We start from the raw sequence: 24,356 nt of genomic DNA on the forward strand, positions 1-24,356 counted from the left end.
AAATAGTGATGAAACAGGACTTTATTTTTTTATGCATCAGTTTTCAGGTTACGACGGAAGGTTCCGTGCTATATGGAGTTTAGCGAAGAGATTCTTAACTACATAAACGAGGTAGTTTTTGTAGTCGATGAAAATTACAGAATACAGTATTGCAGCAATGCAATAAAAACTCTCACAGGGAAAAAGCCTGAGAAGCTGGTGGGGAAGAAATGTCACCTGAGCATCTTCAACAGGATGGAGCCCTGCGACAACTGCCAGCTTGAGACTATCAAGAAGAACAGAATCCCCATTGATATTGAGCATGATACTATAACACACAGGGGCTTCAGAAAACTTCTTTCAGCCCGGTTTCAGCAGCTGGAAAACGGCATGTTCGCCGAGATTATTGAAGACAGAACCAGCACCAAGAAGCTCATCGATAAACTTACCCACCATACAAAAGAACTCAAGGCCTCCAATGTTATCCTTAATCTCCGCCGCAAAGAGACAGAGAAGGAACACAAATTTATCATGAACACCGTCAACTCACTCTCAGAAGGAGTTATGGTTGTTAATCCTGATTTCTCTGTAAATATTGCTAATACGGGTCTTTTAGAGATGTGCGGCCTTCGAAGCAGTGAGGTAAAGAAGGGTAAATGCTGGGAGATATACGGCTACACCGAGCAGTGTGCCGAATGCCCCTACAAGGACAGAACGGTCGCCAAGTCCTTTCGTGAGTCGAACGGAAAGAAGCTTACTGTGGGATTCAACAGGTTCGATCAGTATATAGTTGAAAGTATAAGAGACACCACGAAAGAGCTTAAGCTCATTGAAGAGATAAAGAGTCAGCAAAAGGTTCTTGAGGAGAAACAGCGGCAGATGTCTCTGCTTAACAAGGATCTTCTCAGAATGAATGAAAAACTTAAGGATGCCCATAGGATTATCGATGAAGAGCTTACACAGGTGGGGCAGATCCAGTCCAGTCTTCTCCCGGAAAAGCTACCAGAGATAGAGGGTTACGATTTTGGCTCATACTACATCCCCGCTGAGCACGCAGGGGGGGATTACTACGACTGTATCGAGATGAGCAACGGCTACTGGGGACTGGGCGTTGCCGATGTTTCGGGGCACGGCATCCCTGCATCTGTTATAATGGCAATAACAAGGGCGATCATGCGTTCATACACCTATGACATCATAGCCTCCTCGGAGGCACTTGCCATGGTGAACGAGATCCTCTGTGACAATATACATACGAACGACTTCGTCACCATGTTCTATCTGGTGCTCGATTCCGCCACAGGCAAATGCAACTTCGCCAGTGCGGGACACAACCCCCTGCTGGTTTACGATAAGTCCGAGATGCTTGTCCGCAAGATTTCGGCCCAGGGGCTCTTCCTCGGAGCATTCGATTCTGTGGACTACGAAGAAGGTGAGCTGGAGGTAGATGCGGGTGACATCGTTTTCATGTATACCGACGGCCTCAACGAGGCGATGAACCTGCAGAGGGAGCAGTACGGTTACGACAGGCTTATCTCTAAGATTATGATGTTCAGCGAGCTGCCCGTCAGCGAGATGATCAACAACGTCATGGACGATGTAAAGAGCTTTACGGAGGGGCATCCCTTCGAGGACGATATAACTTTACTGGCATTTAAAAAACTATAATTCAGTCAGGAGGCTAAGAATGTTTGATATTCAGGAAAAGAGCGGAAAACAGGTTGTTTATATCAAAGGGGAAGTAAATGCCCAGACCGGAGGGGAGCTTAAGAAGAAGGTTCTCGACATGTTCAACTCAGCGGATGCTGTGGTTCTCTCCTTCAAAGGCGTTGTTTATATGAACAGCTCCGGTCTTAGGGAGATCATAGATCTGCTTAAGAATGCTAATAAGATGAAAAAAGAGCTGGCCCTTTGCGAGATGTCCAGCGACATCAGGGAAATGTTCGCCTTCACAGGCCTTGATAAGGTATTCAAAATATACGATACAGAGGCTCAGGCTCTGGGGTAGGTTTATGATATGGGAGCTGAACTCCAAAAAGATAACGGCTGCCTCAAGATAATCCTTGAGCAGGACGAGCCCATTGCCAGTTTTAACAACCTTGTGAAGACAATCGCAGGTGAGCAGGGGCTAAACAGAGTTATACTCGATCTGAAAAACTGCTTCTATCTTCAAAGCAAGGCGCTTGCAAGCATCCTTGCCATGAAGAAGGAAGCCCAGAAGAAGAAAAGCGAATTCATTCTGGTTAATGTCAGCGAGGAGGTATTCCAGCTCCTAGAGATGACAAATCTTCTTCCGCTTTTTACCATATCCGACGACTACTCCTCTTACGAAATCGATGAGCTCATAGAAAAATTCCTCGATGCGGAGGAGGCGGACAAAGCCTCTGACTTTCTTGCAGAAAACTATAATGATGAAATAAGGAAGCGTCTCTTTGAGGTGCTTGATATGGATGATGCACTCCTCGAAGAGTATGCCGTGCTTACAATAGGCAAAGCCCACGACTTCGACGCTGTGGACAAGATTGCCGCATGCCTTGAAAGCGATGCCGGTGTTGTGGTTAGAGCCGCCATACTCGTACTTGGATGGATGGGTGAAACCGAATATAAGCAGAGGATATACGATTTCCTCAAAAGCGATATCGTAGACGTTGCCGAGGCCGCCGCTGGCTCCATCGCACTGCTGGCCGATGACAGCGATGCGGAGATTATTGGCTCCCTGCTTTCGAATGACAGCAAGCGTCTTCGCAAGGTTGCTGCGCAGGCTCTATCCCTTATCAACGACGAAAAGAGCTTCGAGATTCTCGTTAACCATCTTGAGAAAGAGCAGGATGAGGATGTCAGGGCGCAGGTTGTTAAGAGCGTCGCTTCCTTCAACAGGCAGAATGTTGCAGACCTTCTGCTGAAGTATTTTGACGACAGCTCCCTCAAGGTGCGTGAGGTGGCTGCCGGCGGTCTTGTACGTATTAAGGCGAAGGACCGCATCGGCGAGATAATGGCCCGTGTTAATGATAATGACAGCTGGGTTGGATACTTTGCCGCTAAGGCACTTGGCGAAATCTGCACGGCGGACTGCGTAGAACCTCTCAAGAAGGTTTATCCCGATGTTGAGGATAACGTAAAGCTCGCCATTATCGAGGCACTTGGGAAGATCGATTTCGATACTTCTGATTTCCTGCTCAGCCTTATAGACGATGAAAACGAGGATATACGTAAAGAGGTTATTGGAACGCTCCAGAGGCTCAACTCCTCCATGGCTGTGGAGGCTGCTGTTAAGCTCATTGAAAAGGACGATAGCTGGCTGGTTCGTTTCAAATGTGTGGAGATTCTGGACAACTCAAAGCCCAAAAGCTATATGGAACTGCTTAAAAAAAGGCTTGAAAGCGAAGATAATCGCTATGTCCGTGAAAAAATACAGTCTATTCTGGAAGCGATATGATTCAGTCAGGCACGATTAAGATAAAAGAGGATGAGTTTGTCGAGCTAAAGGATATAATCTATAAAAACTCGGCAATATCCTTTGCGGACAGCAAGAAGTATCTGCTGGAAAACAGGCTTACAAAGCGTCTGCAGGAGCTGAACTTCAACAGCTTCAAGGACTATATATACTACCTCAAGTATAACGTTAAGAAGAACGAGGAGATGGAGATCCTACTGAACCTCGTTACGATTAACGAGACATACTTCCTCCGTGAGCGGGGGCAGATGGACTACATGGTTAAGACGGTTATCCCCGAGCTGCAGGCTAAGGGTAAGCGTTCCATAAAGATCTGGTCCGCTGCATGCTCCTCCGGTGAAGAACCCTATTCCCTTGCCATACTCCTCAATGAGGCGGGACTTTTCAACAAGCTGAACATTGAAATCATGGCATCGGATATCAATACCGAGGTACTCAATACAGCAAAGAGTGGTGTTTATAGAACGGTCTCCTTCAGAGGGGTTCCGCCTAACATCACAAGCAAGTATTTCACCAAAGACGGGTTCACCTATAAGCTGGATCCGTCCATAAAGAGCAAGATCAAGTTCTTTCAGGCAAACCTGCTGAGCCCTGTTGTGGGTAGCAAGGTTGGTAAGGTTGATATTATCTTTTGCCGAAATGTTCTCATCTACTTTGATGTGGATGCGAAGAAGAAGGTTATTGATATGTTCCACCGCACGCTGGGCATGCCGGGACACATGTTCCTGGGGCATTCCGAGACGTTGAATAAGATCAACGACAGCTTCACAATGAAGAACTTCGGCGGCGGCATTGTCTATATGAAATAAGGTAATAAGCGGCCCGGACTTGATTTCGGGCCGTTTTAGCCGAATATTATTGATAGGGTTATGCCTTAAAGAGGTGGATTATGCCGGCTGGTCCTATTGATATTCAAACCGTATTCAACAAAACCCCTGTTGCCGAGAAGGTTCAGGAGGTCCAGGACAAAAGTGCTGAAAATAGACAGGCGCATTTCGCCCAGGAATCCCAACGTCAGAGAGAGAAGGAATCAGAGACCGTAACTAACGTACCCGATTCAGAAAATCCTATACTGGATGATAAAGAGAAGGAGAAGAGGGAGCGGGAACGGCGTGAGCGTGAGAAGAGAAAAAAGAAGAGCGCTAGAAAAAAAGGTTCAAGACATATAATCGATCTGGAGGCGTAATGCTAAGGGCAAGATTAACCCTGACCTATCCTGATGATATAAAGACAGCCCACGGACAGCTTGTTTCAAAGGCTCCGCCAGAGCTTAAACTCCAAAGCGTCAGCGAGAACATGCTGAAAGAGGCGGATGAGATCTCCATGCAGTGGCATGAAAACGGCCGTAACCGGAGTGTCTTGCTTAACTTTGTGAGTATTCAGGACGGAACAGCAAGGTTCAAGGCCGCTGGCGAAGCACCATCATACCCCAGCCAGAGCCACAGGGTCGAGTATAAGGGTATCTTCGATATCAAGGTTCTCAGCTCCTCTGAAATTCCAGAATACAGACGCCTTGCTGAGCGTGAGAACGCAAAACATAAAACATCTATAGTCAATAAAATAAAGAATATCATCCCCAATGAGTCCGTAAGCAACCAACACCTTTTCCGTATGCTGCTGGAGATGGATTCGAAGCTGGACGAGATCCTTTTCCATGTGGCCGAACAGGAGATGAGCCCTGAAACCCGTCCTGTAAAGGCACTATACCTTAGCGGAGAGGGTATCGGTCTTTTCACCGAAGATGAGATAAAGAAAGGTGAAAGCCTCTACGTCCGCTCACGACCCTCTGGTACAGGTGGTAAACTCCGCTTCTCCACCATAGCCGAGGTTGCCAGAAGCCGTTCCACAGAAAAAGGGTACCTGTTAGACGCTCTGTTTATCGATTTCGACGAAGCTGTTCGTGAGAATGTTATCAAATTCATATTCGAGAAAGACAGGGAGCTGATCAAGGGGACTGGTTAAGTCTTTTCTATTTTATCTATGGAATTTCCCGTCCATATAATCTGGGAAATTCATCATCCTGAGAATTTCCCTGCCGCTACGCTTGGCAAAGCCTTCGCTTCGCTTACTTCCGTTACAGAATATGAAGCATAGCTCCATATTCTTCACTTCAGAGCCAACATCCATGTTGGCTTTATTCGCTTCAACCTTAAATGCATGATTAGCATAAGCTTTCATGGATGGGATCATATTATATATTAACCACTATAATTATCTTTCAAATGGGTTTTTGAGGGGTGTGGGGAACTTTGTTCCCTAAAAAGTTCCCTGCAATCTTTTGTCTTACTAATTTTATCTATGAAATTTCCCGTCCATATAATCTGGGAAATTCATCATCCTGAGAATTTCCCTGCCGCTACACTCGGCAAAGCCTTCGCTTCGCTTACTTCCGTTACAGAATATGAAGCATAGCTCCATATTCTTCACTTCAGAGCCAACATCCATGTTGGCTTTATTCGCTTCAACCTTAAATGCATGATTAGCATAAGCTTTCATGGATGGGATCATATTATATATTAACCACTATAATTATCTTTCAAATGGGTTTTTGAGGGGTGTGGGGAACTTTGTTCCCCCTGGATTCAATAATTAAGTGCAACTTTTAAGTAGTGGTCAAAAGAGGTCAGGTGCGTTAGCATCGTAGCTCTTTAACCACCACGTCAAAGGAGCACCGAATGAAGAACTATACACACCTGACCCGTGAACAAAGGTACCAGATTTATGTGCTGAGGAAAACCGGACATTCTCAGACGGACATAGCTGATTTGCTTAAAGTACATAAATCTACCATCAGCCGAGAGTTACGCAGAAACACAGGAGGTCGTGGTTATCGCCCAAAGCAAGCTCATCGCAAAGCTATTGAACGAAGAATGGACAAGGTCCCAAGACGGATTGCACAAACTGAATGGTATTTTGTTGAACGTCTTCTGCTTGAAGACTGGAGCCCTGAGCAGGTGAGCAATTGGCTAAATCAAAATTATGGAATAAACGTAAGTCATGAGCGTATCTACCAGCACATTCTTGAAGATAAAAGTCATGGTGGAACACTTTATACTCACCTGCGTTGCCGAAGAAAACGCAGGAAGCGATATGGTGTTTATGAACGCAGAGGAGAGATACATGGCAAGTTAAGCATTGAGCAGCGTCCAAGTATTGTAGAAGAGAAAGCGAGATTCGGAGACTGGGAAGTGGATACAGTTATAGGAAAAGGGAACAAGCAGGCGATTGTTTCTCTTATTGAGCGGAAGTCTTATCTGACACTTATACGCAAGGTAGAAAGAAAGACTGCTGTACTGGTGACAAAAGCGGTTATAGAAATGTTGAAACCGATATCACACCTAGTCCATACAATCACTTCCGATAACGGGAAAGAGTTTGCAGGACATGCCGAAATATCTGAGATACTAGGGGCTGAATTCTACTTTGCTCATCCATATGCTTCGTGGGAACGCGGAATAAACGAAAATACAAACGGACTCATTAGGCAGTATGTACCAAAGAGTAGGATGCTTGAAAGTGTTGATGATATAGAGATTCAGAATATTATGCAGAAACTAAACAACAGACCAAGAAAAGCAACTGGATATAAAACTCCTAACCAGATACTATTCTCTATAGACCCCGTTGCACTTGCTAGTTGAATTCAGGCCCTAAAAAGTTCCCTGCGATTTTTTCCTTTCATACTCAAATTAGAAATAAGCCACTAATCTCTTTGTCTTGCGCTTTCGCGCCACATACTTTTTACGCAGATTGTAATAGCAATCTTATCACTAATATGAAATAAAAAAGGCTCATGCCATGCAGTCTTCACCACAAAAACTTTCTCCCGAAGGAGGAGCACAGCAATGAGCCATAAGCATCTTAGCATTAGAGATCGAGAAATACTAGAGCGTCTACTTCGCCAGGGATACTCACAACGTAAAATATCCGCAATATTAGGCATTACACAATCTGCTGTAAGTCAGGAAATCAGTCGTAATAAGGATTGCTGTAACAGATATCGAGCTAAAGCATCCCACTCTCGAGCCTTACGTAGGCGCAAAAAGACTAAGGGCGGATTTCGTAAGGATAAGGGATTTTTGTTAAACTATGTCCGAGAGAAACTAGAACAACACTGGTCACCGGAGCAGATATCCGGTCGTTTAAAGAGAGATTATCCGTGTGAGTCAGATAAACATATATCATTTAAGAGCATATATTTATGGGTACGCAAGGGTATTGACCATGAGTACAGGGATGTTCCCTTACGTGGCTACCACAAGTATTTCAGGACACACCGAGGTCGTAAACGCACTATAGGTATAAAGGCAGGAAGTCGTTCAGCCAAGACAGACCTTCCTCGCATTGAGGACCGTCCAGAAGAGGGTTTTGGAGTATGGGAGAGCGATCTTATAAGTGGTTACAACAAAAGCGGTTATATAGCAACTTTTGTAGAGAGAAGTACTGGTTTTATATGGGCTGAGAAACTTGAGAACAAGTCTATAAAAGAATATAACCGCTCAGCAATAGAGTGTATAAGGCGCTTTGGCAGCTCTAAGTTTAAATCCATAACAGTAGATAGAGGTAAAGAGTTTTACGGTTATAAGTCAGTAGGAGTACAGTTCTATTTCTGCAATCCGATGAGTCCTAATGAAAGAGCACTTAACGAAAACATGAACGGGCTTCTTCGGCAGTATTTTCCGAAGAGAACAAGCTTTAAAGATGTAAAGAGTGAAGATGTATACAGGGCAGTAGAAGAGATCAACAATAGGCCTAAGAAAAGATTTGGGTATATGACAACTATGGAAGTACTTGATAGCATGGGCATAGAGATGTGATAAGATTCAATTTACAATTCGCATAGAAAAGTATGCAAAACTATTCCCTCAGGGTTTTCCAGCCCCCATTATTACTCATTTATTATCATAAATTCGCAAGTGATGGCGGTGCCCTCATTTCGCTCTTTTTCCACCTGAAGTTTTGCTGATGCTGAGGAGTGTAATCGCACCTCATACGCTTCAGAGTTCAATAATCAGGATTCTCTCACCTATCACGTACGGCCAAAACTTCCGGGCGGTTCCAAAAGAGCTCATTCGGCTGTAAAACATTCGGGAAAGAAAAGAAAGGGACTTGGACGCAATATAATAGTGGTGAGAGTTATGTCTGCTGGCAAAACAGGTTAACAAGGGGCACGTTGTTTTCTCTTGAGTGTAAACGTTATAGCTACCTATTAAACCGATGGAATTTTCCATCCATGGAAATTCCATTGCCGCTACACTCGACAAAGCCTTCGCTCCGCTTACTTCCGTTACAGAATATGAAGCATAGCTCCATATTCTTCACTTCAGGGCTTCCATCCCTGGAAGCCTGTTGAGTAGCAACCATATTTGTATGATTAGCATAAGCTTTCATGGATGAAAGCTCGCTTGCGTAAGTGAGAAGAAAGCCTCTTTCTTCGAGCGGCGAATAATTTGCATGGATGGGAAATTATTCAGACAGATAAAGGAGTTTGAACTATTATCAATAGAATTTCGTAGATAAATTACGTGATAGTGACTGCAACAGTGTAATGTGTTAAACTTGATCCAGAACTAAAGGTCGGTGTTAAATGTCTGAAAATACGCTATTAATGCTCATCAGTTTTGCTGTTCTTGTACTTCTTTTTGTAGTTATCTGGCTTATTGTGAAGATACGTAAGCTGGAGGCACGTGTGGTGGATGTATCCCCTTCGGATCTTTATCCTTTTATTGAAGAGCTTCGTGATCTTGTTCTTGAGAGTGAGCGTGTGGCGGAGAAGCTAGACAGCAGCATACGTGAGCGTGAGGATGTTCTTGAGGACTTGGCGGATCTCACAGAGAAGCGCCTTAGGAGCATTGGCGAGGCTAACATGGAGAGAGAGGGCACAAAGAGTCTTAAGGAGAAGATCTTGGAACTTGCCGAAGAGGGGGAGGATGATAAGGCTATTGCGAAGGAGCTTGGTATCTCGACAACGGAAGTAAAGATTGTGCGTAGTATGGCGAAATGAAGATAGGAAACTTTTTTCATAACACAGCAAAGCTTGACCCCGCTAATCTCGGTGATCTTGTGGAAGGCGAAAAGCTTGGAGGCAAGGTTGTCCGCAGGATGGAGAACGGTATGTATCTCATTAATCTGCGGGGGAAGACCGCCACGGCCAGCATGGAGGGAACGGGGCTCAGTGAGGGTGCGAAGTTCCGTGCTGAGGTGGTTCGAAACGGCAATCAGCTTGAGCTAAGGATTGTTACAAGGCCCGAGGAGGCATTCAATACAGCCGATGTCAAACGCTCATCCGCAAATGTTTCCGATGACGGCGATTCTGCCATATTCCGACTCAATAAGAATACCTTTAGTGCCAAGCCTGGTGATAAGATTCTGCTCAATATATTGAAGACCCTCCCCGACGGTTCAAAGCTGTTTGAGGCGAAGGGGGGCGTTTTCCGTGCTATGGTAGGTGAAACACTACTCACAAAGTTTTCTGCACAGGTTTTGCAGACGGAGCCTATGCTTGAGCTGGCAGTTTTCAAAAGTCCTATGGAGAGTTTGAACACATCCTTCGTAAAGTCGCAGGTGGGGGGCTTTGATCTTGGCTCAATCCTGAAGAGTACGGGCAAGTTCTCTTCACTGAACCTTGCAGATGTTACCCCGGATAAACTTAAGGAAGCAGTACGGAACAGCGGTCTTTTTATGGAAAATAAGCTGATGTCCGGTGAAAGTGTTGAAGGGGATGAGAAATTTCGTGCCATAGCAGAGCAGAACACAGCAGGGCGAGAGGCGATAACAAGAACCCAGATCGCAAACGTAATACTTGCGGACGGCCTTGTAGGGTTCCTTAAAACCGCCGATGATAAGGTGAGCGATGCAAAGATACGTTTCAAGAAGGATGAGGGTGGAGACTCCGCCGTATTTATATCTATGTCCTTCAGCAGGATAGGCGATACCTTTATCTCCATAAGGCAGGTTGGAACTGTTTTCGATGTACTTGTGAAGTCTGAGAAGGACATCTCCGATGAACTCAAAGAGCTTGATATAGAGAATACACTGATAAGATGGAAAAAATACGAGCAGAAGGACGAGGCTGTCTTCAATGTTCGGCAGAAGCTTGCCGGAGACATGGACAGCTTTGATATAAGGGCATAATAATGGATATTTTGAAGGAGATATACAGCTACCTTGAGTCATACAGGGTTGTGCTGGCTGAAGTAGGTCTTTTGATAGTAGGGACCTATATATCATACATTCTGGCAAAGCGTTACGGGCTCCGGCTTATTGAGTCAACGGTGAACCGAACACAGTACAGATGGGACAACAAGCTCTACAACCGCAGGGTATTCCACGCCCTTGTGCCCCTGATACCGGCTTTTATTGCGTATTACGGGATGGATCTGTTCCCGTCCTTCGCAAAGCACGGCAAGCAGTTGGTGAACGGCTATACGATTATCGTACTTATCGTATTTACGGACCGTCTTCTGAGTGCATTAACAGATATATACGGCGAACATCCAATCTCATATAAACGCCCCATAAAGGGTTATATCCAGCTGGTTAAGCTATTCGTATACATATTCGGCGGGCTGATCGCCTTCAGTTTCATAGCCGGCAAGTCGCCATGGGGATTCCTCAGCGGCATTGGTGCGCTAACAGCGGTTCTTATGCTCGTATTCAGGGACACTATCCTTAACTTTGTGGCGAGTCTCCTTATCATCCTGAACGACCTGGTCCATGTGGGTGACTGGATAGAGGTTCCCGAGCTGAACGTAGATGGTGATGTTGAAGAGATGGCGCTTCATACCATCAAGATACGCAACTTCGACAAAACAATCGTTACCATACCCACAAGGAAGCTTATAGACGGCTCATTCAAGAACTGGCGGGGCATGCAGGAGAGCGGCGGCCGGCGGATAATGCGTTCATTATTCATAGATCAGAGTAGTGTCGGCTTCCTCAGTGCTGATGACATCGAGCGGCTCAAGGGGATCGCTGTATTGAGGGAATATATTGAGGATAAACAGGCTGAGCTAAAGGAGTATAACTCCAGAACCGGCGGTGACCATGACAGCATAAACAGCCGCAGGCTCACTAACCTTGGAACGTTTCGTGCCTATGTCGGTGGTTATTTGAGGAATAAGGAAGAGGTGCGTGACGATATGACATTCCTTATCCGCCAACTCCCCCCATCGGAACATGGTGTGCCCATACAGGTTTACGTCTTTGCAAACACCATAGACTGGGCGGAATACGAAGCGATACAGGCGGATATCTTCGACCATCTCATAGCCGTTGTGCCCGAGTTTGGTCTCAGGATCTTCCAGTACCCTTCGGGTGCGGACTTGAAGGCTTTGGGTGGCCAAAAATAGTTAGAATGTATTAGAAATATTGATTTTTGAAATATAATGTGGCAATATCGTGGTTAGTGTTTTATTTTTAATGAATGTTTTTTGAAAAAGAGCTTGTGTAATTTATAACGATATTTTATATTCTTCATTGCGGCAGTTTGTTAAAATAGAATAAAAGATTTAATAGATATTAGAACCTGTATATATTAGGGGATACGAGCTTATGTTGATTCTTTAATCTCGGTTCTAAACTAAGGAGACGGTTATGGTTTACAAACCCGATGTAAAGCCTGTTCAGTCGGTTTATCACGCACTGCAGCTTTTCGAGGTTTTCCGCACAGCAGAGAATAAGGACGAATTCGGCGTGACCGAGCTTAGCAAAGCTCTTGGTCTGCATAAGAATAATGTTTTCAGGCTCCTCGCTACCCTCGCATCAAGGGGCTATATAGAGCAGAACTTGAACACGGAGAACTACCGCCTCGGTATTGGTATATTCAACCTGGGGCAGAAGTTTGTGAATAAGCTGGGAATCCTCAAGCTTTCAAGACCCTTTATGGAGAAGATCGTCAGCGAGGTTAACGAATCCGTATATATCGGCATACTCCGTGAAGGGAACGTTATCTACCTCGATATAGCAGAGACGATGCTTCCGGTACGTGTTGTTTCAAGGGTAGGTAAGGATGTGCCTGCATACTGTACAGCCATCGGCAAGGTTCAGCTCGCATACTCCTCCGAGGAGGAGATCAATAAAATCTACATGGGCGCAAGACTTAAGAGATACACCGATACCACGATAACCTCCCTACCTGTCCTTAAAAAGGAGCTGAGAGGCGTTGCAGAGAAGGATTATGCCATGGACGACCAGGAATTTGAGGCAAGGGTAAAGTGTGTCGCCGTTCCTGTTAAGGATTACCTCGGTATTCCCGTTGCTGCACTAAGCGTTACCGGCCCAGCATGTAGAATGACCGATGAGAGGATCGTAAATAATATTCTCCCCGTGGCAAAAAAGTATGCAAGGGAAATAAGCAAGCGACTCGGTTACCAAGAATAAAGCTAACTAACTGACATAACAATATTAAAAAAGGGCTGTCTTCGGACGGCCTTTTTTATTGTATTAGCCTAAACGATAAAAATTATTAATTAGGGGTTGTCAGAGTGTTTTGTTGTGTTATTATTATAGGTGATCATAATTTTTGAACAGGAGGGAAATAATGTCACAGTATCATGAACCCGTTGAAGAACTTAGCGCAAAGACGCGTGATTTTACAAGGGCGCTCAACAGTCTGAAGGAAGAGGTTGAGGCCATCGATTGGTATCAGCAGAGGGCTGATACAACAAGTGATCCCCAGCTTAAGTCTATCCTTGAGCACAACAGGGATGAAGAGATCGAGCACGCATGCATGGCCCTTGAGTGGCTGCGCAGAAATATGCCCGCATGGGATGAGCATCTCAGGGAGTTCCTCTTTACAGAAGGAGAGATTGGCCATCACGAAGAGGATGAAGGTGGCGAATCCGAAGGCTCCGGCGGACTGGGCATCGGCAAGATCAAGTAGCAAAACTATCAGTAAATGATTTTAGAGGAGGATTATTATATGGATATTCTTAGACAGAGCTATGCACCCGTTAATGCGGTTGCATGGGAAGAGATAAACGATACAGCTAAGGAGGTGCTCACATCCTCACTTTCCGCGAGGAAGATAGTGGATGTAGTGCCCGTTGAAAATATGACTGGTGCCGTTAGTGAAGGGCGTATCGATGTTGTTAAGGACAAGTCGAAGGTTAACTACGGCATAAGCAGGGTTCTTCCCCTTGTGGAGAGCAGGATCCCCTTCTCCCTCAAGATATGGGAGCTGGATAACGCCGTAAGAGGTGCAGAGGATATCGACCTCGATGCCCTCGAGGATGCGGCAAGGGAGATTGCAGCTTTCGAGGAGAACGCTGTATATAACGGACTGCCCAAGGCGGGGATTAAAGGTCTGCTCAGCTCTTCGGAGCATGAGGCGCAGAAGTTTCCCGCAAAGGGTGAAGAGATCCCTGCGGCAGTGGGCAAGGCTCTCGGTCTTCTTAAGGAGGCTGCAGTAGAAGGACCATACAGCCTTGTGGTAAGCCCTGCAAAGTGGCAGCAGATCGTATCCCACATGAGTGGATATCCTCTCAAGAGGCACATTGAGGATATGATTGGCGGTTCCATTGTGATGAGCCGCAATATCGATGATGCCCTGCTTATCTCCCAGAGAGGCGGGGATGTAAGACTCAACCTCGGAATGGATTTCTCCATCGGTTACGATAAGCACGACAGCGAGAAGGTTCAGCTCTACTTCACAGAATCATTCACATTCCAGATTCTGGATCCCGCAGCTTTCGTTGTATTCAAGTAAAAAGATTACTTAATTACACATAAAAAAAAGCCCCTCATTTGAGGGGCTTTTTTGTTTATAAACCTTGTCTGGAAGGCTTCCGTTTATGCGGCAGCTTCCTTTTTTGTTTTGATGGTATAAACGAACGCACTTGCTATACCGATGGAGGAGTAGGTTCCTACGATGACTCCAATGAGCAGTGCAAAGGCAAATCCGTTGATAACAGCACCTCCGAAGAGGTAGAGTGAGAGAACCGCAACGAGGGTTGTCAGCGAGGTGAGAACCGTTCGGCTGAGCGTCTCGTTAAGGCTCTTGTTCATCAGATCCTTAAGATTCATCTTCTCTGCGTCCTCACCCCTCATGTTCTCCCGTATCCGGTCAAACACAACGATGGTATCGTTCAGCGAGTAACCAACGATGGTAAGCAGCGCCGCAATAATGGGAAGGTTTATCTCTCTACCCATAAGGCTGAAGATACCGAGGGTTATGATAACATCGTGGAAGATGGCGAGTACCGCTCCGAGTGAAAAGTTGAGCTGGAAGCGGAAGGCGATGTATAGAAGTACGCCCACGAGTGCGTAAAGCACGGCGTATCCCGCCTTTGTCTTAAGCTCTTCACCCACCTGGGGACCAACCTGCTCAACCCTTACTATCTTGAAGGGGTTTGATTTAAAGTTGGTCTCGAGCGTGTTCTTAATCTCCCGTGATACTTCCTCAAGTTCCTTTGAGGAGCGTTCCACACGTATGAGAACATCGGTTTCGTTACCGAAGTTCTGTATCACAACATCACCGAGGTTAAGCTTGCCGAGGGAGCCTCTTATTTCGTCAAGGTTGGGCTCGTTCTCGAAGCTAGCCTGGATAACAGTACCTCCGGCGAAGTCGATTCCATAGTTGAAACCCTTGCTGAATATCAGCCCGAGGCTGATTACCAGAAGGGCCCCTGAAACGGCGAAGAAGATCTTCGCCTTGGACAGAAAGTCTATCCTTGTTCCCTGTTTTACAATTTCCAGCATAATCAGCTCCGGTTAAATACTCAGTTTGGTGTTGTCGCCCCTTCTGAGAAGGAAGGCGAATAGTGTTCTTGTAAAGAAAATCGCCGTGAAAAGTGATGCAAGGATACCGATGGAGAGGGTAACTGCAAATCCTTTGATGGGTCCTGTTCCGAACTGGAAGAGAACCACAGCGGCGATGATCGTTGTTATGTTGGCATCCAGAATGGTGGAGAGTGCTTTCTCGTACCCGTACTCAATGGCGTTGAAGGGGGTTCTGCCGAGACGCAGTTCCTCACGCACACGCTCGAAGATAAGAACGTTTGCATCCACACTCATACCTATCGTAAGGATAAGACCCGCAATACCGGGGAGTGTGAGCGTGGCTTCAAACTGGCTCATTACCCCGAAGATAATAAGGAAGTTCATCGTGAGTGCGAGATCCGCAACTAAGCCGGCCAGTCTGTAGTAAACAAGCATGAAGAGCATAATGGCGATAACGCCTATTATAGCAGCCTTGAAGCCTTTGTTGATGGAGTCCTGCCCGAGGGAGGGCCCCACTGTTCTGTTCTCCTCTATCTCCACCGGAGCGGGAAGGCTCCCTGCCCTGAGTACGATGGCTATCTCCTTCGCTTCGGAGAGGTTTGCCATGCCGTCTATGTATGCCGAACCGCCGGCGATCCTGCTTTTAATAGTGGGAGCGGAGTAAACGTTGTCGTCAAGGACGATAGCCATCCTCTTGCCTACGTTCTCCCCCGTAACCTCTTCAAAAAGCTTGCTTCCTGCGGAATCGAGTGTGAATTCAACGATGGGCATGTTGTTCTGGGAGAAGTTTACCTGTGCATCAACAAGGTAGTCTCCGGAGAGAACGGCCTCTCTGTGCACAACATAGGGAACCTTCTGGATAGTCTGCCCTGTGGTTTGGTCCACGATTCTCTGGTACAGCAGCCTTGAGTTTGCGGGGATATTACCCTTTTCCACATCCTCTGCGGTCACATTCTCGTTAACTATATGAAACTTGAGCTGAGCAGTCTTACCGATAAGGCTTATCGCCTTCTCCGGCTCTGTGATGCCGGGGAGCTGAACAACGATCTGGTCCCTTCCTTGTCTCTGAATAACGGGTTCGGAAACACCGAATTCATCGATACGGTTGCGGACAACCTCAAGGGACTGCTCCACAGCGCTTTCCTTGATTCGCTTAACAGCTGTTTCGGTAAAGCGGAAGCTGAGCATATCCTCAGGGTTTCCAGATGCTATCTCTTCGAGGGAGGGATACCTGTTTGTTATGATCTCCTTAACCTGAGAGAAAGCCTCGTCGTTCTTAAGCGAGATGTTCAGCCTGCCCCTGTCATCAACCTGAACATAGCTAAAATCAATCTTCTCTGCTGAGAGCTCCTTGCGGAGTTTTGTGACGTAACTGTCGATTCTTGCCTCAACAGCTTTATCCGTTTCAACTCCGAGGATAACGTGCATACCCCCCTGAAGGTCGAGGCCAAGCTTCATCTGCTTGCCCATGGGGAGCACAGAGAAGACGGACCATGCAACAACAACTGCGATTATGATCCATCTGAGTTTAAGATTCATTACTTATCCTTATTTGCTTCCTGTTCGGGATTCTGAGCGAGTCCGGCGATGCCGTTCTTGCTGAGCTTCACCTTAACGCCGTCTGCGATTTCAACAATAAATGTGTTTTGATCAAGAACCCTTTCTATCTGGCCGTAGATACCGCCTGCGGTGATGATTTTGTCACCGGCCTTAAGGGAATTGAGCATCTGTACATGCTGCTTCTGCTTCTTCTGCTGGGGTCTGATAAGCATAAGGTAGAATATACCGAATATCAGAACGAGCGGAAGGAGCGACATAAGGGGATTCCCCTGGGGAGCGGCAGCGGCCGTTATCATGCCGTTAAACATTGTTTCCTCCTGGTCTCATTTTATCTAGAGTTTCTGAATAGAAGTCCTCAAAGAACCCATACTTTATAGCATTTCTAGCCCTTTTGACAAGAGAAAGATAGAAATGCAGGTTGTGAATGGAATTAAGCCTGTAGGCGAGGAGTTCCCCCGCCTTGTATAGATGACGCAGATATCCTCTGCTGAAATTTCTGCATGTGTAGCAGTCACATTCCTTATCAACAGGACCATCGCTGAGCCGGAACTCCGCATTCTTTATATGCACCCGCCCTGCACTTGTGAAGAGAAGGGCGTTCCGTGCGTTTCTTGTGGGCATTACACAGTCGAACATGTCAACGCCCCTTAGTATGCCGTTCAGCAGATCTTCGGGGGTGCCAACACCCATGAGGTAGCGTGGTTTGTCCTCGGGCATGAAATCGGTGGTGTGCTCGGTGATCTCATACATGGTGGGGATATCCTCGCCGACGCTGAGCCCCCCTATGGCGAAGCCGTCGAAGGGGAGGGCTGTTATCTGCTCTGCGCTCCTTTGCCTGAGGTCCTTGTGTACGCCACCCTGAATAATACCGAAGAGCGCCTGAGCGTCATTGGTCTTTGCCTTAAGGCATCTCTCCGCCCATCTTGCTGTGAGCTCCACCGATTCCTCAACGTATTTGCGCTCGCTGGGGTAGGAGACGCATTCGTCGAAGGCCATCATAATATCCGCACCGATATTCTGCTGGATCTCCATGGATGTCTCGGGTGAGAGGAAGAGCTTGCTTCCGTCCAGATGACTGCGGAAATGAACACCTTCTTCCGTTATCTTGTTGAGTTTGCCGAGGCTGAATACCTGAAAGCCGCCACTGTCGGTAAGGGTGGGTTTGTTCCAGTTGTTGAAGGAGGCGAGCCCGCCGAAATGGGCAACTACCTCATCCCCGGGGCGGAGGTGCAGGTGGTACGTGTTACCGAGGATGATCTGTGCACCGAGGGCGTTGAGATCCTCCGGACATACTCCTTTGACGGAGCCCACCGTGCCAACGGGCATGAATATGGGTGTTTCGATCTCGCCATGGGGAGTCTTTATGAGGCCGGCTCTCGCCTTTGATTTATCGCTTTTGTGCTGGAGTTCGTATGAGAACATTCTTTTTACCTTATATACATTGCATCGCCGTAGCTGAAAAAGCGGTATTCTTTTTCTACGGCCTGTTCGTATTCTTTGAGCATCCTTTCCCTTCCCGCAAAGGCGGATACGAGGACGAGGAGTGTTGATTTAGGGAGATGGAAGTTCGTTATCAGCTCATCCACTCCCTTAAAACTATAGCCGGGGGTTATGAAGAGTTCGGTGGAACCGTTCCCCGGGTGGATAATTCCTTCATCGTCAAAGGCGGATTCTATGGTCCGCACCGCTGTGGTTCCCACCGCAACCAGCTTTTTACCTTTCGCCTTGAGCGTGTTGATCCGCTCAGCCGCCTCTTCGGAAACGTGGTACTTTTCGCTGTGCATCCGGTGATCCTCGAGGTGTTCATCCTTAACGGGGCGGAAGGTCCCTATTCCCACATCGAGACTTATCTCTATCACTTCAACGCCCTTTGCCCTGAGCTCATCCATGATCTCATCGGTGAAATGTAGCCCTGCGGTGGGGGCGGCGACGGATTCGCCGGATTTTGCGTAGACAGTCTGGTACCAGCTCCTGTCCTTAGAGGTATCCTTTCTCTTTATATATGGAGGTAGCGGCACATGTCCCCATTGCTCCATAACCTCTTCGGGTGTGTGGCTCTTGAAGCGTATGAGGCGGAGTCCCCCCTCATCAAGGAACTCTTCGATGTTCAATACGGCCTCGCCGACCATGATGTCCATACCGGGCTTTACCTTGCCGTTGGTGAGTGCCGTAAAGGCGGTTTCGTCCACGCGTTCTATGAGGAATATCTCCACCTTTCCGCCAGTCGTTTTCTGACCCAGCAGGCGGGCATTGATGACACGGGTGGTGTTGATAACCAGAAACCTGCTCTCATCCAGCAGGAGGGGGAGCTCGTTAAAGCGTCTGTCCTCGCTCTCACCCTCCCGTTCGATATATAGAAGCCTGGAAGTACCCCTCCTATATGGGGGTTTCTGTGCGATGAGCCCCTCGGGGAGCTCGAAATTAAACAGTTCTATGGGTGTTTTCATTAAACGTTGTCGGCTATGTAGGCCTTTACCTTCTCAATATCGTTATCGATGGAAACCTTGCGTTTCTCCAGCCCTTCGATCCTTTTGATCCCCTCAGGTTTGTCCGGATCTTCGCCTATGGCATCACGAACAACGTCGGGGAATTTTGCCGGATGAGCCGTGGAGAGGCATACGGTTTTAAATTCTTCCTTATGGACAAGACCGGCTTTTACGCCGCAGGCCGTATGAGGATCGAGAACGTAGCCTGTCTCGTTGTAGAAGTCTCGTATAACGCCGACTGTTTCGTCGTTGGTTACGGAGTAGGTATCGATCTCCTCCTGAACCTTCTTCACATCAGCTTCGGGGAATTTGATTCCCTTCTCCTGTTTAAGTGTTTCCATAAGTCTATTTATGCGCTCTGTATCCTTTTCATAGAGGAAATACAGGTATCTTTCAAGATTGCTGGCGAGCTGGATATCCATGGAGGGGCTGTGGGTTGCCACAACATCCTGTAGTGTGTAATCCCCTGCCATGATGAATCTGGAGAGTATGTTGTTCTCATTGGTTGCGAGAATAAGCTTTTCAATGGGAAGCCCCATCAGCTTTGCGAAGTATCCGGCGAAGATGTTGCCGAAGTTGCCCGTGGGGACAACGAAACGTATCTTTTCACCGTTTTCCGCAGCTCTGAAATAGGCGTGGAAGTAGTATACTATCTGCGCCAGTACCCTTGCCCAGTTTATGGAGTTTACAGCGCCGAGGCTGTGCTGCCGTTTGAAATCAAGATCTGCAAAGATCGATTTTACGATGTACTGGCAGTCGTCAAAGGTTCCCTCAACGGCCAGGTTGAACACGTTCTCATCAGGAACGCTTGTCATCTGCATCTCCTGTACTGGGCTGACACGCCCTTCGGGGTGCAGAATGAAGATGTTGATGTTTTTACGTCCACGAACTCCGGCGATGGCCGCACTCCCTGTGTCTCCACTGGTGGCGCCGATGATGTTCAGCTGCTGGTCCCTCTCCTGTAATATGTGTTCAAAGAGGTTGCCGAGGAACTGGAGAGCTATGTCCTTAAATGCATAGGTGGGTCCGTGGAAGATCTCTGCGATGTAGATACCGTTCTTTTTTACAACGGGGATTACCTCTTCGGTATCGAAGACCTTGTAGCTTCTGTTGATGATATCACGGAGCTTTTCAGGCTCTATATCGTCTGTGAAGAGGCTGACAATTTCGTAAGCAAGCTCGGGGTAGGAAAGGTTTCTAAGCCTCTCCATGTCGGCCCCGGTGAGTTTCGGAACCTCGGCAGGAACGAGCAGACCGCCGTCCTCCGCAAGACCCATCATAACCGCATCCTTGAAAGATATGGGCTCGACACGCCCCCGTGTGCTTACGTATTTCATACTATTAACCTACGATCTCAAGTTCGCTGAAGAAGTACTTGATCTCTCTTTCAGCTGTGGCGGGAGCATCGGAGCCGTGAACAGCGTTGTTGTCGATGTTCTTGCCGAATTCGTTCCTGAGGGTGCCGGGCTCTGCCTGCTCGGGGTTTGTTGCGCCCATGAAGTCTCTCCATGCCTTGATAGCGCCGTCCATCTCGAGAACCATAACAGTGCAGGGTCCGCTGGACATGAAGTCTGTAAGGGGACCATAGAAGGGCTTAGAGCTGTGCTCAGCGTAGAAGCCTTCGGCGATCTGCTTAGTCATAAGCATCTTTTTCATTGCAACTATCTTGAAGCCTTTAGCTTCGATACGCTCAAGGATCTTGCCGGTGTTGCCGTCTCTTGTAGCGTCCGGCTTGATAATGGCGAAAGTTTTTTCCATTTTAAACACTCCTGTGTGATTTTTTGAATTAGGCTTGTTATATAAACAAGGAAACAACGGGATTGTCAACCAAGAGATCGACCAAAATCAACCTTATGTGTTAACCTGAACAGGCCTGCGATAAGGGGGCTGGTGACATCCGGTATAGAGTTAAACGACAAAAAACCAAGCCGGGCAGAACCCGGCAGTTTTCACTTACTCTACAATAAGAGCGAAGAATGTAAGGTTATTGTCTGTTTTATTGGTGATTGAATGACTCTCACCCTTGGGTGTGATCATGAGATCACCGGGGTGGAGCATATCGGTAACACCGTTATCGTTAACCTCTCCGATGCCGTCCAGCATGAGGTAAAACTCGGTGTCATCGGCATGTTCGTGGTATCCCACAGAGCTATTAGGGGGTAGATCCATAACAGCGAAGAGCTTTATATTCCCGCCGAACTCCCTTGCCTTGTCGTATAGAAGCTGGGTAACGCTCCCCTCTCCGCCTTTAGGATTCTGAACCTCTTTATGGTCTATGTCGCCAACACGAATAATCATATATCTTTCCTCCAGTTATATTTTGAACATATCTTCTTTATGCGGCAGTGCATTCATAATATAGAAAATCAGCCGTACATGAAAGCCCGTTGTGTGCCAATTCTACTATTTGATAGTCGAATTTAAAAAGATTAAGTGGAGAATCGCAGGATGATAAATTTTCTAGATTAGTATAAGGGGAAAATTTTAGGGAAAACTTTCCCCTTAGAATCCCCTTAAAAACTCCTTTATCTGTCTGAATAATTTCCCGTCCATGGAAATTATTCTGCCGTTCGAAGAAAGAAATTTTCCTCTCACTTACGCAAGCGAGCTTTCATCCATGAAAGCTTATGCTAATAACACATTTGAGGTTGATACAATAAAGCCAACATGGATGTTGGCTCTGAAGGCGCAGCTGAAATGGGCTCTGCCTAATTCACGAAGCCGGAAGTGCGAGAGAGCGGGGTTCCCCCGCTCGAACAACAATGGAATTTCCATGGATGGAAAATTCCATACATAGAAAGCTTATGCTAATAACATATTTGAGGTTGATACAATAAAGCCAACATGGATGTTGGCTCTGAAGGCGTAGCTGAAATGGGCTTTGCCTAATTCACGAAGCCGGAAGTGCGAGAGGGCAGGGTTTCCCTGCCCGAACAACAATGGAATTTCCATGGATTGAAAATTCCATAAATAAAATGAGACCATGTAAATTCCATCGGTTTAATAGGTAGCTCTAACGTTTACTCTTGAGAGAAAACAACGTGAGACGTGAAGAGGTTTTTCGTTAAACAGGTGACTAGTAGCCAATATTCTGTTTATCTAATAACCCTCTTAATCTTTCCCGAATGTTTTACAGCCGAATGAGCTCTTTTGGAACCGCCTGGAAGTTTTGGCCGCACGTGATAGACTGTATACCCTGTAAATATTGAATACTTAAATGTGTGAAAAGCGGTTACACTCCTCAGCATCAGCAAAACTTCAGGTGGAAAAAGAGCGAAATGAGGGCACCGCCATCGATTACGAATTTATGAATATAAATGAGTAACAATGGGGGATGTAAAACTCTGAGGGAATAGTTTTGCATACTTTTCTAAAAAGTATGTGGCGCGAAAGCGCAAGACAAAGAGATTAGTGGCTTATTTCTAATTTGAGTATGAAAGGAAAAAATCGCAGGGAACTTTTTAGGGAACAAAGTTCCCCGCACCCCTCAAAAACCCATTTGAAAGAAAATTATAGTGGTTAATATATAATATGATCCCATCCATGAAAGCTTATGCTAATAACATATTTGAGGTTGATACAATAAAGCCAACATGGATGTTGGCTCTGAAGGCGTAGCTGAAATGGGCTCTGCCTAATTCACGAAGCCGGAAGTGCGAGAGGGCAGGGTTTCCCTGCCCGAACAACAATGGAATTTCCATGGATTGAAAATTCCATAAATAAAATGAGACCATGTAAATTCCATCGGTTTAATAGGTAGCTCTAACGTTTACTCTTGAGAGAAAACAACGTGAGACGTGAAGAGGTTTTTCGTTAAACAGGTGACTAGTAGCCAATATTCTGTTTAGCTAATAACCCTCTTAATCTTTCCCGAATGTTTTACAGCCGAATGAGCTCTTTTGGAACCGCCCGGAAGTTTTGGCCGCACGTGATAGACTGTATACCCTGTAAATATTGAATACTTAAATGTGTGAAAAGCGGTTACACTCCTCAGCATCAGCAAAACTTCAGGTGGAAAAAGAGCGAAATGAGGGCACCGCCATCGATTACGAATTTATGAATATAAATGAGTAACAATGGGGGATGTAAAACTCTGAGGGAATAGTTTTGCATACTTTTCTATGCGAATTGTAAATTGAATCTTATCACATCTCTATGCCCATGCTATCAAGTACTTCCATAGTTGTCATATACCCAAATCTTTTCTTAGGCCTATTGTTGATCTCTTCTACTGCCCTGTATACATCTTCACTCTTTACATCTTTAAAGCTTGTTCTCTTCGGAAAATACTGCCGAAGAAGCCCGTTCATGTTTTCGTTAAGTGCTCTTTCATTAGGACTCATCGGATTGCAGAAATAGAACTGTACTCCTACTGACTTATAACCGTAAAACTCTTTACCTCTATCTACTGTTATGGATTTAAACTTAGAGCTGCCAAAGCGCCTTATACACTCTATTGCTGAGCGGTTATATTCTTTTATAGACTTGTTCTCAAGTTTCTCAGCCCATATAAAACCAGTACTTCTCTCTACAAAAGTTGCTATATAACCGCTTTTGTTGTAACCACTTATAAGATCGCTCTCCCATACTCCAAAACCCTCTTCTGGACGGTCCTCAATGCGAGGAAGGTCTGTCTTGGCTGAACGACTTCCTGCCTTTATACCTATAGTGCGTTTACGACCTCGGTGTGTCCTGAAATACTTGTGGTAGCCACGTAAGGGAACATCCCTGTACTCATGGTCAATACCCTTGCGTACCCATAAATATATGCTCTTAAATGATATATGTTTATCTGACTCACACGGATAATCTCTCTTTAAACGACCGGATATCTGCTCCGGTGACCAGTGTTGTTCTAGTTTCTCTCGGACATAGTTTAACAAAAATCCCTTATCCTTACGAAATCCGCCCTTAGTCTTTTTGCGCCTACGTAAGGCTCGAGAGTGGGATGCTTTAGCTCGATATCTGTTACAGCAATCCTTATTACGACTGATTTCCTGACTTACAGCAGATTGTGTAATGCCTAATATTGCGGATATTTTACGTTGTGAGTATCCCTGGCGAAGTAGACGCTCTAGTATTTCTCGATCTCTAATGCTAAGATGCTTATGGCTCATTGCTGTGCTCCTCCTTCGGGAGAAAGTTTTTGTGGTGAA

26 protein-coding genes are annotated in these 24,356 nt (G+C 46.2%); 14 read left to right on the forward strand and 12 right to left on the reverse strand.

Features of this window, described 5'->3' with window-relative positions; translation table 11 throughout:
• Positions 1 to 72 precede the first annotated feature (72 nt).
• From K300_RS0111065 to K300_RS0111090, 6 genes are all read left to right on the forward strand, one after another.
• Positions 73 to 1,647 carry a SpoIIE family protein phosphatase gene (locus K300_RS0111065; RefSeq protein ID WP_022851740.1) on the forward strand — a complete coding sequence of 525 codons (1,575 nt, stop codon included), beginning with the start codon at positions 73 to 75 and terminating at the stop codon, positions 1,645 to 1,647.
• Between the two features lie 19 nt (positions 1,648 to 1,666).
• Positions 1,667 to 1,987 (forward strand): STAS domain-containing protein, encoded by a 321-nt coding sequence (locus K300_RS0111070; protein ID WP_022851741.1) that lies wholly within the window; start codon positions 1,667 to 1,669, stop codon positions 1,985 to 1,987.
• 9 nt (positions 1,988 to 1,996) lie between these two features.
• The gene (locus tag K300_RS0111075) at positions 1,997 to 3,415 is read left to right on the forward strand and encodes a HEAT repeat domain-containing protein (RefSeq protein ID WP_022851742.1); all 1,419 of its coding nucleotides are present in this window, start codon (positions 1,997 to 1,999) and stop codon (positions 3,413 to 3,415) included.
• Entirely contained in the window at positions 3,412 to 4,242 is an 831-nt protein-coding gene (locus K300_RS0111080; protein WP_022851743.1) for a CheR family methyltransferase, read from the forward strand. Before K300_RS0111075 ends, K300_RS0111080 begins: the two co-directional genes overlap by 4 nt.
• Positions 4,243 to 4,322: 80 nt before the next feature.
• The gene (locus K300_RS0111085) at positions 4,323 to 4,619 is read left to right on the forward strand and encodes a hypothetical protein (RefSeq protein ID WP_022851744.1); all 297 of its coding nucleotides are present in this window, start codon (positions 4,323 to 4,325) and stop codon (positions 4,617 to 4,619) included.
• Entirely contained in the window at positions 4,619 to 5,395 is a 777-nt protein-coding gene (locus K300_RS0111090; RefSeq protein ID WP_022851745.1) for a PilZ domain-containing protein, read from the forward strand. The genes K300_RS0111085 and K300_RS0111090 overlap by 1 nt, the downstream gene beginning before the upstream one ends.
• Positions 5,396 to 5,407: 12 nt before the next feature.
• Here the strand turns inward: K300_RS0111090 and K300_RS0111095 are convergent, their stop codons facing one another.
• Entirely contained in the window at positions 5,408 to 5,560 is a 153-nt protein-coding gene (locus K300_RS0111095) for a hypothetical protein (protein WP_162139889.1), read from the reverse strand.
• A 165-nt stretch (positions 5,561 to 5,725) separates the two neighbouring features.
• The gene (locus K300_RS0111100) at positions 5,726 to 5,878 is read right to left on the reverse strand and encodes a hypothetical protein (RefSeq protein WP_162139890.1); all 153 of its coding nucleotides are present in this window, start codon (positions 5,876 to 5,878) and stop codon (positions 5,726 to 5,728) included.
• A gap of 230 nt (positions 5,879 to 6,108) precedes the next feature.
• Between K300_RS0111100 and K300_RS0111105 the strand changes: the two genes are divergently transcribed.
• Together K300_RS0111105 and K300_RS0111110 are read left to right on the forward strand one after the other, a co-directional pair.
• Positions 6,109 to 7,074 carry an IS30 family transposase gene (locus K300_RS0111105; RefSeq protein ID WP_022849682.1) on the forward strand — a complete coding sequence of 322 codons (966 nt, stop codon included), beginning with the start codon at positions 6,109 to 6,111 and terminating at the stop codon, positions 7,072 to 7,074.
• A gap of 204 nt (positions 7,075 to 7,278) precedes the next feature.
• Positions 7,279 to 8,250 (forward strand): IS30 family transposase, encoded by a 972-nt coding sequence (locus K300_RS0111110; protein WP_022850132.1) that lies wholly within the window; start codon positions 7,279 to 7,281, stop codon positions 8,248 to 8,250.
• A gap of 385 nt (positions 8,251 to 8,635) precedes the next feature.
• Here the strand turns inward: K300_RS0111110 and K300_RS16840 are convergent, their stop codons facing one another.
• Positions 8,636 to 8,824 carry a hypothetical protein gene (locus tag K300_RS16840; RefSeq protein ID WP_022851748.1) on the reverse strand — a complete coding sequence of 63 codons (189 nt, stop codon included), beginning with the start codon at positions 8,822 to 8,824 and terminating at the stop codon, positions 8,636 to 8,638.
• Positions 8,825 to 9,041: 217 nt separating this feature from the next.
• Here K300_RS16840 and K300_RS0111120 point away from each other — a divergent pair, with 217 nt between their 5' ends.
• From K300_RS0111120 to K300_RS0111145, 6 genes are all read left to right on the forward strand, one after another.
• Positions 9,042 to 9,437, forward strand: a complete 396-nt coding sequence (locus tag K300_RS0111120) for a response regulator transcription factor (RefSeq protein WP_022851749.1) — start codon at positions 9,042 to 9,044, stop codon at positions 9,435 to 9,437.
• The gene (locus K300_RS0111125; protein WP_022851750.1) at positions 9,434 to 10,567 is read left to right on the forward strand and encodes a hypothetical protein; all 1,134 of its coding nucleotides are present in this window, start codon (positions 9,434 to 9,436) and stop codon (positions 10,565 to 10,567) included. The genes K300_RS0111120 and K300_RS0111125 overlap by 4 nt, the downstream gene beginning before the upstream one ends.
• 2 nt (positions 10,568 to 10,569) lie before the next feature.
• Positions 10,570 to 11,784 carry a mechanosensitive ion channel family protein gene (locus K300_RS0111130; protein ID WP_022851751.1) on the forward strand — a complete coding sequence of 405 codons (1,215 nt, stop codon included), beginning with the start codon at positions 10,570 to 10,572 and terminating at the stop codon, positions 11,782 to 11,784.
• Positions 11,785 to 12,028: 244 nt separating this feature from the next.
• A complete protein-coding gene (locus K300_RS0111135) occupies positions 12,029 to 12,814 on the forward strand; it encodes an IclR family transcriptional regulator (protein WP_022851752.1) in 786 nt (261 codons plus the stop codon).
• 160 nt (positions 12,815 to 12,974) lie between these two features.
• Positions 12,975 to 13,316, forward strand: coding sequence for an encapsulin-associated ferritin-like protein (locus K300_RS0111140; RefSeq protein ID WP_022851753.1), 342 nt, complete (start codon positions 12,975 to 12,977; stop codon positions 13,314 to 13,316).
• A gap of 39 nt (positions 13,317 to 13,355) precedes the next feature.
• Positions 13,356 to 14,141 (forward strand): family 1 encapsulin nanocompartment shell protein, encoded by a 786-nt coding sequence (locus tag K300_RS0111145; RefSeq protein WP_022851754.1) that lies wholly within the window; start codon positions 13,356 to 13,358, stop codon positions 14,139 to 14,141.
• 83 nt (positions 14,142 to 14,224) lie between these two features.
• Here the strand turns inward: K300_RS0111145 and secF are convergent, their stop codons facing one another.
• From secF to K300_RS0111190, 9 genes are all read right to left on the reverse strand, one after another.
• Positions 14,225 to 15,133, reverse strand: coding sequence for a protein translocase subunit SecF (gene secF / locus K300_RS0111150; RefSeq protein WP_022851755.1), 909 nt, complete (start codon positions 15,131 to 15,133; stop codon positions 14,225 to 14,227).
• Between the two features lie 12 nt (positions 15,134 to 15,145).
• Positions 15,146 to 16,693, reverse strand: a complete 1,548-nt coding sequence (secD, locus tag K300_RS0111155; protein WP_022851756.1) for a protein translocase subunit SecD — start codon at positions 16,691 to 16,693, stop codon at positions 15,146 to 15,148.
• On the reverse strand, positions 16,693 to 17,022 hold the full coding sequence (yajC, locus tag K300_RS0111160; RefSeq protein ID WP_022851757.1) for a preprotein translocase subunit YajC: 330 nt from the start codon (positions 17,020 to 17,022) through the stop codon (positions 16,693 to 16,695). The genes secD and yajC overlap by 1 nt, the downstream gene beginning before the upstream one ends.
• Positions 17,015 to 18,136 (reverse strand): tRNA guanosine(34) transglycosylase Tgt, encoded by a 1,122-nt coding sequence (tgt, locus tag K300_RS0111165; RefSeq protein ID WP_022851758.1) that lies wholly within the window; start codon positions 18,134 to 18,136, stop codon positions 17,015 to 17,017. Before tgt ends, yajC begins: the two co-directional genes overlap by 8 nt.
• Before the next feature lie 5 nt (positions 18,137 to 18,141).
• Positions 18,142 to 19,161, reverse strand: coding sequence for a tRNA preQ1(34) S-adenosylmethionine ribosyltransferase-isomerase QueA (gene queA / locus K300_RS0111170; RefSeq protein WP_022851759.1), 1,020 nt, complete (start codon positions 19,159 to 19,161; stop codon positions 18,142 to 18,144).
• Entirely contained in the window at positions 19,161 to 20,537 is a 1,377-nt protein-coding gene (thrC, locus tag K300_RS0111175) for a threonine synthase (RefSeq protein WP_022851760.1), read from the reverse strand. Before thrC ends, queA begins: the two co-directional genes overlap by 1 nt.
• Before the next feature lie 4 nt (positions 20,538 to 20,541).
• On the reverse strand, positions 20,542 to 20,958 hold the full coding sequence (gene ndk, locus K300_RS0111180; RefSeq protein WP_022851761.1) for a nucleoside-diphosphate kinase: 417 nt from the start codon (positions 20,956 to 20,958) through the stop codon (positions 20,542 to 20,544).
• A 195-nt stretch (positions 20,959 to 21,153) separates the two neighbouring features.
• Positions 21,154 to 21,498 (reverse strand): cupin domain-containing protein, encoded by a 345-nt coding sequence (locus K300_RS0111185; protein ID WP_022851762.1) that lies wholly within the window; start codon positions 21,496 to 21,498, stop codon positions 21,154 to 21,156.
• Positions 21,499 to 23,345: 1,847 nt separating this feature from the next.
• A complete protein-coding gene (locus K300_RS0111190; protein WP_022850132.1) occupies positions 23,346 to 24,317 on the reverse strand; it encodes an IS30 family transposase in 972 nt (323 codons plus the stop codon).
• Positions 24,318 to 24,356: the final 39 nt, after the last annotated feature.

The organism is Limisalsivibrio acetivorans (assembly GCF_000421105.1).
Taxonomy (GTDB): Bacteria; Chrysiogenota; Deferribacteres; order Deferribacterales; family Geovibrionaceae; genus Limisalsivibrio; species Limisalsivibrio acetivorans.